A 13,689-nucleotide genomic window follows, 5' to 3' on the forward strand; every position below is an offset into this window, starting at 1 on the left:
TGGCTCATGGCAGCGTACCACGTTCAAGACCGTATCGAGGCGCAGAACTGGACGCGCCATTATCAGCAACTGGCCCGTGAAGAGCGCGAGTCTGAACTTGCAGATGACCTTGAAAAAGGATTGCCTCAGAGCAAGCTGGAGTCGTTATGCATTGACGAATTACAGCGCCGAGGTGCTAGCCGGAAGGCAATCTCAAAGGCATTCGACGACGACGTCGAGTTTCAGGAAAAGGCCGGAGAGTTTATCCGCCACATGGCTGAGGTAATCGCTCGCCACCAAACAGATATAGACGAGGCAAACTAAATGAAGCCAGGTGTATACAAGGGACTTAGCGACGCTGACTACCACGCCGATCCGGCAATTGGTTCAACGTCGGTTAAGCAGGTTAGCATCAGCCCAGCAAACCTTTACTTCAACCCATTCAAAGGCAGTAAGTCTGCACATATTGGCTCTGCAATCCACTCCGTTCTACTTGAGCCGCATGCTTTCAGTGAGAGTTATGTGTTGCGTGATGACATAGCAACTCGCGCATCGAAAGAATTTAAATCACTGGCTGCCGTTCACTCGCCTGATCGCATCATCATCGGTAGCGAAGTTGAAACCATCAAGCGGATGGTGGAAACCGCAAAAATGAATGATGACCTTACCAACTACATGGCGACAAAAGGTGATTCTGAATTATCAATGTTCGCTAAATGCCCTACTACCGGGTTAATGCTTAAGTGTCGATTTGACCGGTTATCAGAGTCACTACCCTACCCTCTGGACGTGAAAAGTTGCCGTGATGCATCAGAGCGAGGGTTTAGTAGCGCGTTCGGTCAGTACAAATACCATATTCAGGCCGCGTTTTACCTCTACGTCCTAAAGCTCGCTACAGGCATTGAGCTTAATAACTTCGCTTTTTTCGCTATCGAGAACACCGCCCCGTACCGGAATTGTATGTACTACATCGGCGAAGAGTCTCTTGATTTGGGCCGCCGTGAAATGTGGCCAGCGCTGGAAAAAATAAAAGAATGCATGGTTGATGAGTCCGTTAAGTACGAGGGGATCGTCCTGCCATCCAACGAAATTAACGTCCCGGCATATCTGCTGGATGAAGAATATGACGATGAGGTAATTCTCTGATGGATCTTTCACGAACAATCATTCCCAAGTCAGACCAACTCAACTTTGAAGATGTCCAGAGCCTGAACATTACGGCAACCATTAAAGCCGTTCGAGCTGGCAACTCTGAGCAGCCAGTTTTCATCGATCTAGAAGGTTATGAAGGCAGGCCATACAAGCCGTCTAAATCAATGCGACGAGTTCTTATCGGTGGCTGGGGTGCTGATGGTCATTCATGGGTTGGTAAGTCGCTGACTCTAGCGGGTGACCCCAGCGTTAAATTTGGCGGCGTGGCTGTCGGCGGGATTAAGGTTTACGCCATGAGCGATGTTGAAGGTGATTTCTCTCTGATGCTGTCTGTGTCTCGCGGAAAGCGCCAGGAGCACCGGGTGAGAAAACTAGAGGTGCAGAAGAAAATTACTGACCCACAAGAAATTCTCACGTGGTTTAGCGGATCCGCATTGAAGGCTGATTTGACGGTGCTTGAAACAACATACAACAGAGCCAAGGCAGCCCTTTCTTCTCATCCAGAAGAGATGAAGAAACTCGAATCCGTTTACTCAACAAGGAAGGCGGAACTGGAGGCGTAATGAAGTGTGACCCTTGGGAGTGGTACGAAGAGGACTTCCTCCGGGAAGTCGCCTCATCGATGACTGCTGATGATATCGGGGAGAAGCTCGACCGCACATCAAGCTCGGTATTCAACAAAGCCTCAAGGATGGGAATCAGGCTAACCGCGTTAAAGGAATGCAAGCCATGGAATCAGATTGAGGAAGAGATGATAGCTAACCTCCCCGCTAACGCCGTCGCTGACCGAACCGGTCGCAGCATCTACGCGGTACGGGCCAAGCGGTACAAGCTGAGTCGACGGGAGGCCGCATGACTTATCAACTACACGTTGGACGCTGCGAGGAAGTACTTAAGGCAATGCCAGATAACTCTGTCGATGCGATCGTAACCGACCCGCCATACGGACTGAGCTTCATGAATCACAAATGGGATTACGACGTACCCACGGTAGAGCAGTGGAAGGAGTGCTTGCGGGTACTTAAGCCGGGCGGTCATCTGCTGGCTTTCGGTGGTTCACGAACCTATCACCGCCTTGTCGTTAATGCAGAGGATGCCGGTTTCGAGATCCGCGACCAAATCCTCTGGATTTACGGCAGCGGTTTCCCGAAGTCACATAACTTAGATGGTGAGTTTGATGGCTGGGGTACCGCATTGAAACCCGCTCATGAGCCTATCGTCATGGCACGCAAGCCATTTAAGCAGACTGTATCCGCCAACATGTCCGAGCATGGTACCGGAGCGATTAATATCGACGCCTGCCGGATACCAACCGGAGAGGTACTTATCGGTGGGTCTGGCGGCCTGCTTTCGCATCAGCGTGACGGTAACGAGCCAGTTGGCGACTACGAACAGGCACCGGAGGGACGCTGGCCAGCAAACATCATTCACGACGGAAGCGATGCTGTAGTGTCAGCGTTTCCGGATGCGAAAGGCCAGCAAGGGAATTTAAAAGAAACTGGACGCGCACGTCCATCACAGGGTCGATATGGAGATATGGCTCCGCCAAAGGCGCACGTTGCCAGGGTGGAAAGTGAAAAAAGCGCCGCCAGATTCTTCTACTGCGCCAAGGTCAAACCGAAAGAGCGCGACGAAGGCCTCGAGAAATTCATCTCGACGTCAGCCAGTGATATGACCGGCGGACGCAAAGAGGGAAGCGTCGGAATTAACGATCCGCGCGCAGGTGCCGGACGAATCAATGGCGCTAAGAACAATCACCCTACTGTTAAGCCAATCGCTCTGATGAGCTATCTATGCAGGCTGATTACTCCGAAAGGCGGTACCGTGCTTGATCCGTGGATGGGGAGTGGCAGCACAGGTCGGGCAGCTATCGAGGAAGGATTTAACTTCATCGGCATCGACCTGAATCCTGACTACGTGACAATCGCTTCGGCACGTATCGCACACTCCTTCAAGAAAACGGAGGCAGCATGACACCAGAAGAAAACAACGTAGTCCGCTCACAGGGACGTAAGTGTGTAGCAGAAATTCAGCAGGCACTTAAATGCAGGCCTAAGCCGAAATGGAATGCAGTAGTGCCGCCGATTCTCAAGAAGCACCACAAGGTTATTGCCGGGCTTGGTGTTTCTCTCATTGAGTTCAATAGCATCATGGGCCGCATGCAGGGCCGTTACGGTGTCGAGTCATGACCAAACTATCGCAAATCATCAGGGAGCTTAGAGCTCCCTTTTTATTGCTCACATTAACTATCAATCAGACGTTCAGGGAGTGAGAAATGACAGAGTTTAAAGGTACTCCGGGCAAGTGGGGGTTTACTCATAGCTCAGCAAGCGATAGCAGCACTGCGTGCATAGAAATTACATCAACGGAATCTCTCCATGAAGTTGCCTACTTGCAGAGCACCCCATCAAACATTGGGAAATATGAGCAGACATCATTCGACAGAACGATTTCAAACGCTCACTTAATCGCTGCGGCTCCTGAACTACTCGAAGCACTGCAATGCCTGTTCGAACACTATAAAGCACTAGCTGATTCAGGCGATGCCGGTAACTGGCTACTCGAAGATGAACCCGCAGGCAAGAAAGCCCTCCACGCCATCGCCAAAGCACTCAGTAAGGAATAGCTATGGACATTATCGATAACGCATCAACGCTTGAAGATTTGCATCGTGAAGCAGCACTGAGTATGCACCGGCTTAACCGCAACCTGGTATCTGCGGAGAAATGTAGTGATTGCAGAGATCCGCTAACTAAGGAGCGTCAAGAGGCTTCTCCCGGCTGCACGATGTGCGTTAGCTGTCAGGATGATGCAGAGAGACGGAATCGGAGGATGTGATGGGAAAAATGACTTTCGTATTTGAGTATGAGGACGGCAAGGAGCCGCTGGTTAACGCGGGGATGGAGTTTATGGGCGGGAAGATTGTAGCGGCGGCTTTTCGTGATGCTCTCGAAGATCCTGAGGTTTGTGATGTCCCGGCTCCAGAACCTGATTGGCTGGAGAAACTACTCAACAGGTCATGACGCAACTGATAGCTAATTCACTGAGTCGGCTATTGGGTGCAAGCCGTTATCACCTGATGTTCTTGCCCACTCCGGTGGGCCTTTTTTTGCCTGGAGAAAACCATGGAGCAATACAGCCTTACTTTAGATGAGGCCTGTGCATTTCTGAAAATATCCAGACCCACCGCGACAAACTGGATCCGCACTGGCCGACTTCAAGCAACCCGCAAAGACCCTTCCAAACCTAAATCCCCTTACCTCACCACCAGACAGGCTTGCATTGCGGCGCTTAACTCACCGCTGCATACTGTCGATGTGAGCGCGGTGGATGCATTTAAAGAGGAAATAAAATGTCCATCTTCCGCAGAGGTGAAATCTGGTACGCCTCGTACTCGCTCCCGGGCGGGAAGCGAATTAAGGAATCTCTTGGCACAGCGGACAAGCGGCAAGCTCAGGAATTGCACGACAAGAGAAAGGCCGAACTCTGGCGAGTAGACCGGCTTGGTGATTTTCCTGACGTCTCGTTTGAAGAAGCATGCTTGCGCTGGCTGGAAGAGAAAGCAGATAAGAAGTCTCTCGACTCAGACAAGAGCCGGATCGAGTTCTGGCTGATTCATTTTGAGGGTATAAGGCTTAAGGATATTACTGAGGCGAAGATTTACGCTGCAGTAAGCAGGATGCAGAACAGGAAGGCAAAGGAGATCTGGCAGAGTAAGGTTGATGCAGCAAAGAGGAAGGGGAAGGATGTGCCTGTGTTCGAACCCAGGCCTGTAACTACCGCAACAAAGGCCAAGCACCTTGCAATGATGAAGGCGCTACTCCGTGCCGCTGAGCGCGACTGGAAGTGGCTGGAGAAAGCACCTGTTATCAAAGTTCCAGCTGTGAGAAACAAACGTGTCAGATGGCTTGAGCATGCCGAGGCCAAACGGCTTATTGATGAATGTCCGGAGCCGCTGAAGTCGGTCGTTAAGTTTGCGCTGGCAACCGGCCTTCGTCGGTCGAACATCATCAATATGGAATGGCAACAAATCGACATGCAGCGTCGTGTTGCCTGGGTGAATCCTGAAGACAGTAAATCAAACCGCGCTATTGGCGTAGCGCTGAATGAGACTGCATGTAAGACGATCCGCTCTCAGATAGGCAACCATAGTAAATGGGTGTTCGTGCATTTGAAATCGGGCTATCGAGGCGATGGGACATCAACGCCTTCAGTACGGAAGATGAGAGTAGACGATAACCGGGCATGGGGTGCGGCTTGTAAACGAGCGGGCATTGAAGACTTCCGCTTTCACGACCTGAGACATACATGGGCAAGTTGGCTGATTCAATCTGGAGTGCCGTTGTCAGTTCTGCAGGAAATGGGTGGATGGGAGAGCATAGAAATGGTTCGCCGATATGCTCACCTGGCACCTAGTCACCTGACCGAACACGCACGCCAAATTGACTCGATTTTTGCCGATGATGTCCCAAATATGTCCCACACGGGAAATCAGGAGAAAGCGAAAGAAGCGTAAGTGTATGATTTGAAATGGTGCGCCCTGCAGGATTCGAACCTGCGGCCCACGACTTAGAAGGTCGTTGCTCTATCCAACTGAGCTAAGGGCGCACTGGGGAACTTCTTGATGAGGTGAAGCGCGTGGAATTATACGGGCGCAGACAGGTGAGTCAATCCATTTCCATGCGAAACCTGCACTGAATGTGGTGATGGATAAACTACCGCCAACTATCGCTCAACTCTTCAACAAAACGACTTTCCGATGAAAACTCGCAAACGATACCTGACAGCGGGCCTCGCATCTGACAAAATATGTCCATCCCCCCTTCGTTAATGACAGATGGAATAATTTCCCTGATGGCAGCAAAGATTATTGACGGTAAAACGATTGCGCAGCAGGTGCGCTCTGAGGTTGCGGAAAAAGTGAAGGCTCGCATTAAAGCCGGAAAACGCGCCCCTGGGCTGGCCGTTGTGTTGGTTGGCAGCAACCCCGCATCGCAAATTTATGTCGGCAGCAAGCGCAAAGCCTGCGAAGAGGTGGGCTTTATCTCCCGCTCCTACGATCTGCCGGAAACCACCAGCGAAGCTGAACTGCTGACGCTGATTGATACCCTGAACAACGACACCGCTATCGACGGTATCCTGGTGCAGCTTCCGCTGCCTGCGGGCATTGATAACGTGAAAGTATTGGAACGTATCGATCCAGACAAAGACGTTGATGGTTTCCATCCGTATAACGTGGGCCGTCTGTGCCAGCGCGCACCGCGCCTGCGTCCATGTACCCCACGCGGTATTGTGACGCTGCTTGAACGCTACAATATCGACACTTACGGTCTGAACGCCGTGGTGATTGGCGCCTCCAACATCGTAGGCCGCCCAATGAGCATGGAACTGCTGCTGGCTGGCTGTACGACCACTGTGACCCACCGCTTTACCAAAAACCTGCGTCATCACGTCGAAAATGCCGACCTGTTGATCGTAGCGGTCGGTAAACCTGGTTTTATTCCGGGTGAGTGGATCAAAGAAGGCGCCATAGTGATTGATGTCGGGATTAATCGCCTCGAAAGCGGTAAAGTAGTCGGCGATGTGGTGTTTGAGGATGCCGCTGCGCGCGCGTCCTACATCACCCCGGTACCAGGCGGCGTAGGTCCAATGACCGTCGCAACCTTGATTGAAAACACCTTACAGGCGTGTGAAGAGTATCACGACGTGGAGAAGGCATAAGATGGCAACATTTTCTTTGGGTAAGCATCCGCATGTGGAACTCTGTGACTTACTGAAACTGGAAGGCTGGAGCGAAAGCGGCGCACAGGCGAAACTCGTCATTGCCGACGGTCTGGTAAAAGTTGACGGTGCGGTAGAAACCCGCAAACGCTGCAAAATTGTCGCGGGTCAAACCGTAGATTTTGCTGGCCAGAGCATTACCGTCACCGCATAAGCCTCACCAGTAACCCGGCAGAGCATTGCGACGCCGGGTTCATTTTTGCACAATTTCAGAATAACACCCTGCTGCATAAATTGCCTCTAACAGCGATACTCTGTACTCCTTAGCTTGATACGGATTACAGATGCCCACCATCATCACCCATGCCGCCGTCCCAATTTGCCTGGGGTTAGGCCTTGGCACGCGCGTTATCCCACCACGTTTACTGTTTAGCGGCATTGTCCTTGCGATGCTGCCCGACGCCGACGTGCTGGCGTTTAAGTTCGGTATTGCCTACGGCAACGTTTTTGGCCATCGCGGCTTTACCCATTCGCTGCTGTTCGCTTTTCTTGTTCCTCTACTCTGCGTACTGATAGGCCGACGATGGTTTCGCGCAGGGCTGGTCCGCTGCTGGCTATTTCTGACGGTTTCACTGCTTTCACACAGTTTGCTGGATTCGGTTACTACCGGCGGTAAAGGCGTCGGCTGGCTGTGGCCGTGGTCGGATGAACGCTTCTTTGCCCCGTGGCAGGTAATTAAGGTCGCGCCATTTGCGCTTTCTCGCTATGCCACACCGTATGGGCATCAGGTGATTATGTCGGAGCTGATGTGGGTGTGGCTACCGGGTGTGGTGGTGATGGGGTGTCTGTGGTGGCGTCGGCGGTGAGTCAGGGGTCCCGGCGGCGCTGCGCCTGGCCGGCTACATTTGTAGGCCGGATAAGGCGTTTACGCCGCCATCCGGCGTTATCCAAAATGACACTGCTGACAAAGTGAAGCTCATCACAAATCATCATACCTGGCGGCCCCCTTTCAGAGCACTAAAACGTTTGTTCTATCCGTAATCGTTTGATTATCAAAAACTAAAAATCGCCCTCGCCGAGATTGATATAATAATCATATCAATAACAGCATTTATCAAATTGGATTGGCAATCAACCGCTCCCCAGAATAGCGCAAAACATCCCTGATTCTGGAGTTCCTATGTCACCGTCAATCCTCAACAATACCCCTTATGAAGCCGTCGAAATCCTTCGCGCAGCCAAGCCTGGGTTTATCCCACGTATCGCACTGATTCTCGGCTCTGGCCTCGGTGCACTGGCCGACCGCATGGAGAACAAAACCGCATTATCCTACGAGGAACTTCCGGGCTTTCCGGTCAGTACCGTCATCGGTCATGCCGGGGAAATTGTTATGGGTACGCTGCACGGCGTACCGCTTATCTGCATGAAGGGGCGAGGTCATTTCTACGAAGGTTTAGGTATGGGCATCATGACCCAGGCGGTGCGGACCTTTAAGCTGCTCGGCTGCGAATTTATGTTCTGCACCAATGCCGCGGGTTCGCTTAACCCAGCGATTCCTGCCGGAAGCCTCGTCGCCTTAAACGATCATATCAACACCATGCCATCCACACCGATGGTCGGCCCAAACGATGACCGCTTCGGCCCGCGCTTTTTCAGCCTGGCAAACGCCTACGATAAAGATCTGCGTGAACAGTTACATCAGACGGCGAAAAGCCTTGAAATCTCCCTCAATGAGGGCGTTTTCGTCTCCTACCCGGGGCCGAACTTCGAAACTGCCGCTGAGATCCGCATGATGCAACGCATGGGCGGCGATGTGGTCGGCATGTCGGTTGTCCCTGAAGTGATTGCCGCGCGCCACTGCGGGCTGAAGGTGCTGGCAGTTTCCGCCATCACCAATATGGCGGAAGGGCTGAGCGATGTAGAACTCTCGCACGAGCAGACGTTGAAATGTGCAGCCATGGTGACCGACGATTTTATTCGTCTGATAGGTCAGTTCATTAAACAGTTCGCCTAATCCTTGAATGATCGGCGGGCTGTAAGCTGCTCGCCTGGAGAGATGTATATGTCAGAATCGTCATTTTCTCGTCCGAATTTAAACGCCGTCTCGTACCTGAGCTACTACTTCGTCGGTGCGCTTGTCTCTACGCTCGGTATCGTGCTCGGTCCACTGTGCGCGGCATTTAATAAGGATCCAAGCTTTATCGGCCAGGTCTTTACGCTCATGAATATGGGCATGTTTATTCCGATCATGCTGGGCGGGATTCTGATGCGTAAATGGGGGCTACAAAAACCGCTGGTGATTGCGGCGGCTTTGACTGTCCTTATCAGCGCGATTCTTTTCGTTTCCCCTACCCTGACGATGTTCAGCTTCGCGGTGGCCGGTATTGGCGCCTGCGGAGGGATTTTCATGACCATCGGCAGCTATCTGGTTGTACGTATTAACCCGGATGAAAAAAGCCGCTCCTCAAGCCTGATTTTTACCGACTTCTTCTTTAGTCTTGCTGGCGCGACTCTCTCCTTCCTGCTCGCCTGGTTGTTCCGTATGGGCGCAAGTTGGATAGCGATGTACGGCATCATGGGCGGCTTAGGTGCGCTGATGTTAGCGTTGACTTTGCGCTGTCGCTTCCCGACAACAGAAGCACCTGCGCCGCAACAGCACAACACGGCTGTCACCCGCGAACCCTGGGGGCCGTCGATTTACTTGATCTGTTTTGCCCTCTTCGCCTTCCTGCTGGCGGAGCCTATCTTCACTATGTGGACGCCGGGCTACCTACAGTTCCGCTTCCATATCCAGCCGCAAGAAGCGGCGCTTTATACCACCGTGTACTGGGTCGCGAAGGCAATTGGTCTGTTCCTCAATCAGTTCACCGTGAAGTGGATGAAGTTACGCACCTTCCTGCTGGGCTGTACCTGCATCGGGCTGGTCGCCATTGCGCTGATTGCCAACAGCAGCAATACCACGCTTATTCTGGTGGCCTGCGCAGTCTTTGGCTTCTTTAACTCAGGCCTCTTCTCCGGACTAATGAGTTACGGCTCGCTACAGGTTAGCCAGAGTTCACCGACGCTTATCTCTGCACTGCTGACCTGCGGCACGGTGGGAACGCTGCTGTTCGCAAGTGTCTCTTCACTGGTAAATGGCCATTACGGTCTGCACGGCGCGTTGAATACGGCCACGATTTCCTACGCTATTTTGCTGCTGGTTCTGGTTGTCGCCATCGTTTGTAGCCGCGCAGAACGTCTGCACACCACCGCGCCGGCGGCGGTTTGACAAGGCAAAAGGAGGGAGGCATGATGGCCTTCCCTCCTCTTTTCCCTGAACAGCCGATGAACGACGCTCTGGCCAACAATCGCATAAATATCCGCGCCCTACGCTATTTTCAGGCCCTTGCCGAAGAGTTACATTTTGGCCGCGCCGCCACGCGGCTGAATATCTCCCAGCCGCCACTCAGCATCCAGATTAAAGAGCTGGAGGAGACGCTGGAGACCAAACTGTTCGAGCGAACCAGTCGTAAGGTAGCGCTGACCCGCGCAGGTCAGGTGTTAAAAACCGAGGTTGACAGGATTCTGAACGCCACGGAGCTATCCCTTAACTACGTGCGACAAATTGGCCGCAGCGAAAACCAGCATATCAGCATCGGCATCGTCGGCAGCGCGCTTTGGGGCACGCTACTGACACGGCTGAAAAAGTTCAAAGCCACCCATCCCGATGTTGACTGGAATCTGCACGAATTGTCACAACATCAGCAAATTGACGCACTGCGTGCTCGCACCATTGATATCGCGATTAACCGCAACGTATTGCCTTATAGCGAAGCCCATATTCGCAACCAGCTTATCTCCCATGAATTCATCGCGCTTGCCGTGCCGGAAAACGATCCCCTGACCCAACTGGACGCAGTGCCTTTAACCGAGCTTGCCACAAGGCCCCTGATTTCACTGTCTTTCCAGCAAAGTGACTTTGCTCGTCAGCTTAATGACCGCTGCGCGGAAGCCGGGTTTTATCCGCTGATAGCGCATCAGGTAAATGAGCCACAAACGGCGCTGGCGCTGGTTAGCGCGGGAATGGGGGTGTCATTGTTGCCGGAGACCTGCGGGCTTATCCACTGGCCTGGTGTACGTTTTTTAGCGCTGGAGGAAGCTGTGCCAGCCGATCTGTATGCGTTGTGGTATGACGAACCGCTATCTGAACTGATGACGGCATTTGTGGCGGGATTACAGGGACGTTAACGCCGAGAGATTCCCCGGAGTCGACGCTACCGTCGATGTAGGCCGGATAAGGCGAAGCCGCCATCCGGCCTACGTACACGTTACAGACTTACTTACGACGCCAGGTGGTACCCTGCGGGCCATCTTCCAGCACGATGTTCATCGCGTTCAGACGGTCACGCGCGGCGTCGGCTGCCGCCCAGTCTTTGGCTTTACGCGCATCAAGACGCTGTTGGATCAGCGCTTCAATTTCTGCGACTTCACCATCATCTGCCTGCGCACCGCTTTGCAAAAATGCTTCTGGCTCTTGCTCCAGCAAGCCCAGTACTGAAGCAAGCTTACGCATATGTGACGCCAGCGCATTGGCGGCATGCGCATCTTCAGTTTTCAGACGGTTCACTTCACGAGCCATATCGAACAACGCGGAATAGGCTTCCGGCGTATTGAAGTCATCATCCATCGCTTCAATGAAACGCGCTTCAAACGCTTCGCCACCCGCCGCCGCGACGGATTTGTCAGTGCCACGAAGCGCTGTGTACAGACGCTCAAGCGCTGAACGCGCTTGTTTTAAGTTCTCTTCGCTGTAGTTTAGCTGGCTACGATAATGGCCGGACATCAGGAAGTAGCGGATGGTTTCCGCGTCGTAATATTTCAGCACATCACGCACGGTAAAGAAGTTGCCCAGCGATTTGGACATCTTTTCACGGTCAACCATCACCATGCCGGAGTGCATCCAGTAGTTAACGTATTCACCGTCGTGCGCGCAGGTAGACTGAGCGATTTCGTTTTCGTGGTGCGGGAACATCAGATCTGAACCGCCGCCGTGAATATCAAAATGGTTGCCCAGCTGTTTGCAGTTCATTGCTGAACATTCAATGTGCCAGCCCGGACGACCTGCGCCCCACGGGGATGGCCAGCTTGGTTCACCCTCTTTCGACATCTTCCACAGCACAAAGTCCATCGGGTTGCGTTTAACGTCAACAACGTCAACGCGCGCACCCGCCTGAAGCTGGTCCAGATCCTGACGTGACAGCTTGCCGTAATCGACATCGGTTGGAACGTCGAACATCACGTCACCGTTGTCCGCCACGTAGGCATGGCCTTTGGCGATGAGCTGCTCGGTGATTTCGATGATTTCAGGAATATGGTGGGTGGCACGCGGCTCCTGATCCGGACGCAGAATATTCAGCGCGTCAAAATCGTTATGCATTTCAACGATCATCCGATCAACCAACGCCACGAAGCTCTCACCGTTATCGTTAGCGCGTTTGATAATTTTGTCGTCGATATCGGTAATATTGCGCACGTATTTCAGCTTATAGCCAAGGAAACGCAAATAACGCGCCACCACGTCAAAGGAGACAAACGTACGGCCATGGCCGATATGACAGAGATCGTAAACGGTGATACCACACACGTACATACCGACTTCACCGGCGTGAATAGGCTTAAATTCCTCTTTTTGGCGCGTCATTGTGTTGAAGATTTTTAGCATCGAGAATTCCATGTTTACGTGTGTGAACCGGGCTTTCGCCTCAAACGGCATATTCTACCCGTAATTCAACCCGGAAGCAGCACACAATGCAAGTTGGCATCCACCCCACATTCTATGTGAGGTTTCCTGCACCCAGACGGCAATGCCCTGCCGCAAGAATATTCTTCGCCGCATTAATGTCGCGGTCATGTATTGCTCCGCACTCAACACAAGTCCATTCTCTTATTCGCAAACCTGCCCTACCTTTCGGACTGTTGACAGAAATAGCACCGCAACACGAACACGTTTGGGTGGAGTACCTTTCACTGACAATATCAAACACGACTGACCGCGCGATCGCCTTATATTTCAATTGTGTTTTCAACATTGTCCAACTTGCATCTAAAACACTTTTAGCAAGCTTGGTTTGAATCAATGCCTTACTACTTATATCACCAACAAATATCGCCACGTATTGGTTAACCAGACCCGTAGTGTATTTATGTAGACTATCCTTTCTACGATTTTTAATTTTTGCATGAATGTTTTTAATGCGATATTTTTTTCGAGCCCTTTGCGCTTTTCTTAACACCGGCTCAAGACTGCGATAAAAGTGTCCAACCTCAAGCCTTCCACCCTCTGAATCTGTCGCCGTAGCCTTCAGACCTAAATCAATCCCTAGCGCACGAGTTCCTGGTGAGATCGAAGTCGATATTTCTACAAAAATATTAAAATACCAACGCCCGCGACTATCCTCAGCAAAACTACCAGCACGAAATATATAATTTTCAAGATGATAGCTATCCCACACCTTAAATAAATGCCCTGCAAATAATACACATCCATCACGCCATTGCGCTGCTCGTGATTTAAAAGGAACCCAACCTAAAGAACGCCTCACGCCATGACTTTTGCGCCATCTTAAACGAGGTCGCTTAGATTGTTGGCGAGCCTTGCTATGATAGGAAATAACCTCCTGCACGGTTGACGAACCAATTATCCATCCCCGTTTTCGCTGAATGCCCGCAGTCATTTTTCGCACATCAAAAGCCGATAGCCACTGAGGTTTCTGCGCACCGAACTCCCCTGCGTTAGAATATGCAGCGCAGGTTATTTCATTTGTCAGATTAAAGATGGCATTCACTTCACTTGCCATT

Annotated in this window: 18 protein-coding genes, 1 tRNA gene and 1 pseudogene; 17 read left to right on the top strand and 3 right to left on the bottom strand. The window is 51.9% G+C overall.

Annotated features, from left to right (window positions below; all coding sequences use genetic code 11):
• Positions 1–6: 6 nt before the first annotated feature.
• The 11 genes and pseudogenes from U0026_RS16855 (at position 7) to U0026_RS16905 (ending at position 5,647) form a co-directional block, all read left to right on the top strand.
• Positions 7–303, top strand: a complete 297-nt coding sequence (locus U0026_RS16855) for a host-nuclease inhibitor Gam family protein (RefSeq protein WP_062776988.1) — start codon at positions 7–9, stop codon at positions 301–303.
• Complete coding sequence (locus U0026_RS16860; RefSeq protein ID WP_062776986.1) at positions 304–1,125, top strand: PD-(D/E)XK nuclease-like domain-containing protein; 822 nt, start codon at positions 304–306, stop codon at positions 1,123–1,125. It begins immediately after the preceding gene.
• Positions 1,125–1,694: a hypothetical protein gene (locus U0026_RS16865; RefSeq protein WP_062776984.1), complete on the top strand. Its 570-nt coding sequence runs from the start codon at positions 1,125–1,127 to the stop codon at positions 1,692–1,694. Before U0026_RS16860 ends, U0026_RS16865 begins: the two co-directional genes overlap by 1 nt.
• Complete coding sequence (locus U0026_RS16870; RefSeq protein ID WP_062776982.1) at positions 1,694–1,987, top strand: hypothetical protein; 294 nt, start codon at positions 1,694–1,696, stop codon at positions 1,985–1,987. The genes U0026_RS16865 and U0026_RS16870 overlap by 1 nt, the downstream gene beginning before the upstream one ends.
• Positions 1,984–3,105 carry a DNA-methyltransferase gene (locus tag U0026_RS16875; protein WP_062776980.1) on the top strand — a complete coding sequence of 374 codons (1,122 nt, stop codon included), beginning with the start codon at positions 1,984–1,986 and terminating at the stop codon, positions 3,103–3,105. Before U0026_RS16870 ends, U0026_RS16875 begins: the two co-directional genes overlap by 4 nt.
• A complete protein-coding gene (locus U0026_RS16880; protein WP_062776978.1) occupies positions 3,102–3,320 on the top strand; it encodes a hypothetical protein in 219 nt (72 codons plus the stop codon). Before U0026_RS16875 ends, U0026_RS16880 begins: the two co-directional genes overlap by 4 nt.
• Positions 3,321–3,406: 86 nt before the next feature.
• Positions 3,407–3,757, top strand: a complete 351-nt coding sequence (locus U0026_RS16885; RefSeq protein WP_062776977.1) for a hypothetical protein — start codon at positions 3,407–3,409, stop codon at positions 3,755–3,757.
• A 62-nt stretch (positions 3,758–3,819) separates the two neighbouring features.
• A complete protein-coding gene (locus U0026_RS16890; protein WP_327030840.1) occupies positions 3,820–3,969 on the top strand; it encodes a TraR/DksA C4-type zinc finger protein in 150 nt (49 codons plus the stop codon).
• An 8-nt stretch (positions 3,970–3,977) separates the two neighbouring features.
• On the top strand, positions 3,978–4,154 hold the full coding sequence (locus U0026_RS16895; protein WP_241974017.1) for a hypothetical protein: 177 nt from the start codon (positions 3,978–3,980) through the stop codon (positions 4,152–4,154).
• A 102-nt stretch (positions 4,155–4,256) separates the two neighbouring features.
• Positions 4,257–4,322: pseudogene (locus tag U0026_RS16900) on the top strand (helix-turn-helix domain-containing protein); the annotation flags it as partial.
• Positions 4,323–4,483: 161 nt separating this feature from the next.
• On the top strand, positions 4,484–5,647 hold the full coding sequence (locus U0026_RS16905; protein ID WP_062776971.1) for a tyrosine-type recombinase/integrase: 1,164 nt from the start codon (positions 4,484–4,486) through the stop codon (positions 5,645–5,647).
• A 15-nt stretch (positions 5,648–5,662) separates the two neighbouring features.
• On the opposite strand, the gene U0026_RS16910 is transcribed toward U0026_RS16905, so the two are convergent.
• Positions 5,663–5,739, bottom strand: a tRNA-Arg gene (locus tag U0026_RS16910).
• Between the two features lie 246 nt (positions 5,740–5,985).
• Here U0026_RS16910 and folD point away from each other — a divergent pair.
• From folD to U0026_RS16940, 6 genes are all read left to right on the top strand, one after another.
• A complete protein-coding gene (folD, locus tag U0026_RS16915) occupies positions 5,986–6,852 on the top strand; it encodes a bifunctional methylenetetrahydrofolate dehydrogenase/methenyltetrahydrofolate cyclohydrolase FolD (protein ID WP_062776969.1) in 867 nt (288 codons plus the stop codon).
• Position 6,853: 1 nt separating this feature from the next.
• Positions 6,854–7,066, top strand: a complete 213-nt coding sequence (gene ybcJ / locus U0026_RS16920) for a ribosome-associated protein YbcJ (protein ID WP_062776967.1) — start codon at positions 6,854–6,856, stop codon at positions 7,064–7,066.
• Positions 7,067–7,196: 130 nt separating this feature from the next.
• Complete coding sequence (locus U0026_RS16925; RefSeq protein WP_062776965.1) at positions 7,197–7,718, top strand: metal-dependent hydrolase; 522 nt, start codon at positions 7,197–7,199, stop codon at positions 7,716–7,718.
• Positions 7,719–8,032: 314 nt separating this feature from the next.
• Positions 8,033–8,866 carry a xanthosine phosphorylase gene (gene xapA / locus U0026_RS16930; protein WP_062776963.1) on the top strand — a complete coding sequence of 278 codons (834 nt, stop codon included), beginning with the start codon at positions 8,033–8,035 and terminating at the stop codon, positions 8,864–8,866.
• A gap of 48 nt (positions 8,867–8,914) precedes the next feature.
• Positions 8,915–10,120 (top strand): MFS transporter TsgA, encoded by a 1,206-nt coding sequence (gene tsgA / locus U0026_RS16935; protein WP_062776961.1) that lies wholly within the window; start codon positions 8,915–8,917, stop codon positions 10,118–10,120.
• A gap of 23 nt (positions 10,121–10,143) precedes the next feature.
• Positions 10,144–11,079 (top strand): LysR family transcriptional regulator, encoded by a 936-nt coding sequence (locus tag U0026_RS16940; RefSeq protein ID WP_062777164.1) that lies wholly within the window; start codon positions 10,144–10,146, stop codon positions 11,077–11,079.
• A gap of 88 nt (positions 11,080–11,167) precedes the next feature.
• Here U0026_RS16940 and cysS read toward each other — a convergent pair whose 3' ends face one another.
• Together cysS and U0026_RS16950 are read right to left on the bottom strand one after the other, a co-directional pair.
• Positions 11,168–12,553, bottom strand: a complete 1,386-nt coding sequence (gene cysS, locus U0026_RS16945; protein ID WP_062776959.1) for a cysteine--tRNA ligase — start codon at positions 12,551–12,553, stop codon at positions 11,168–11,170.
• Positions 12,554–12,665: 112 nt separating this feature from the next.
• Positions 12,666–13,688: an RNA-guided endonuclease InsQ/TnpB family protein gene (locus U0026_RS16950; protein WP_174525771.1), complete on the bottom strand. Its 1,023-nt coding sequence runs from the start codon at positions 13,686–13,688 to the stop codon at positions 12,666–12,668.
• Position 13,689 lies beyond the last annotated feature (1 nt).

Origin of the sequence: Kluyvera intermedia, from assembly GCF_034424175.1 — a bacterium.
Taxonomy (GTDB): Bacteria; Pseudomonadota; Gammaproteobacteria; order Enterobacterales; family Enterobacteriaceae; genus Kluyvera; species Kluyvera intermedia.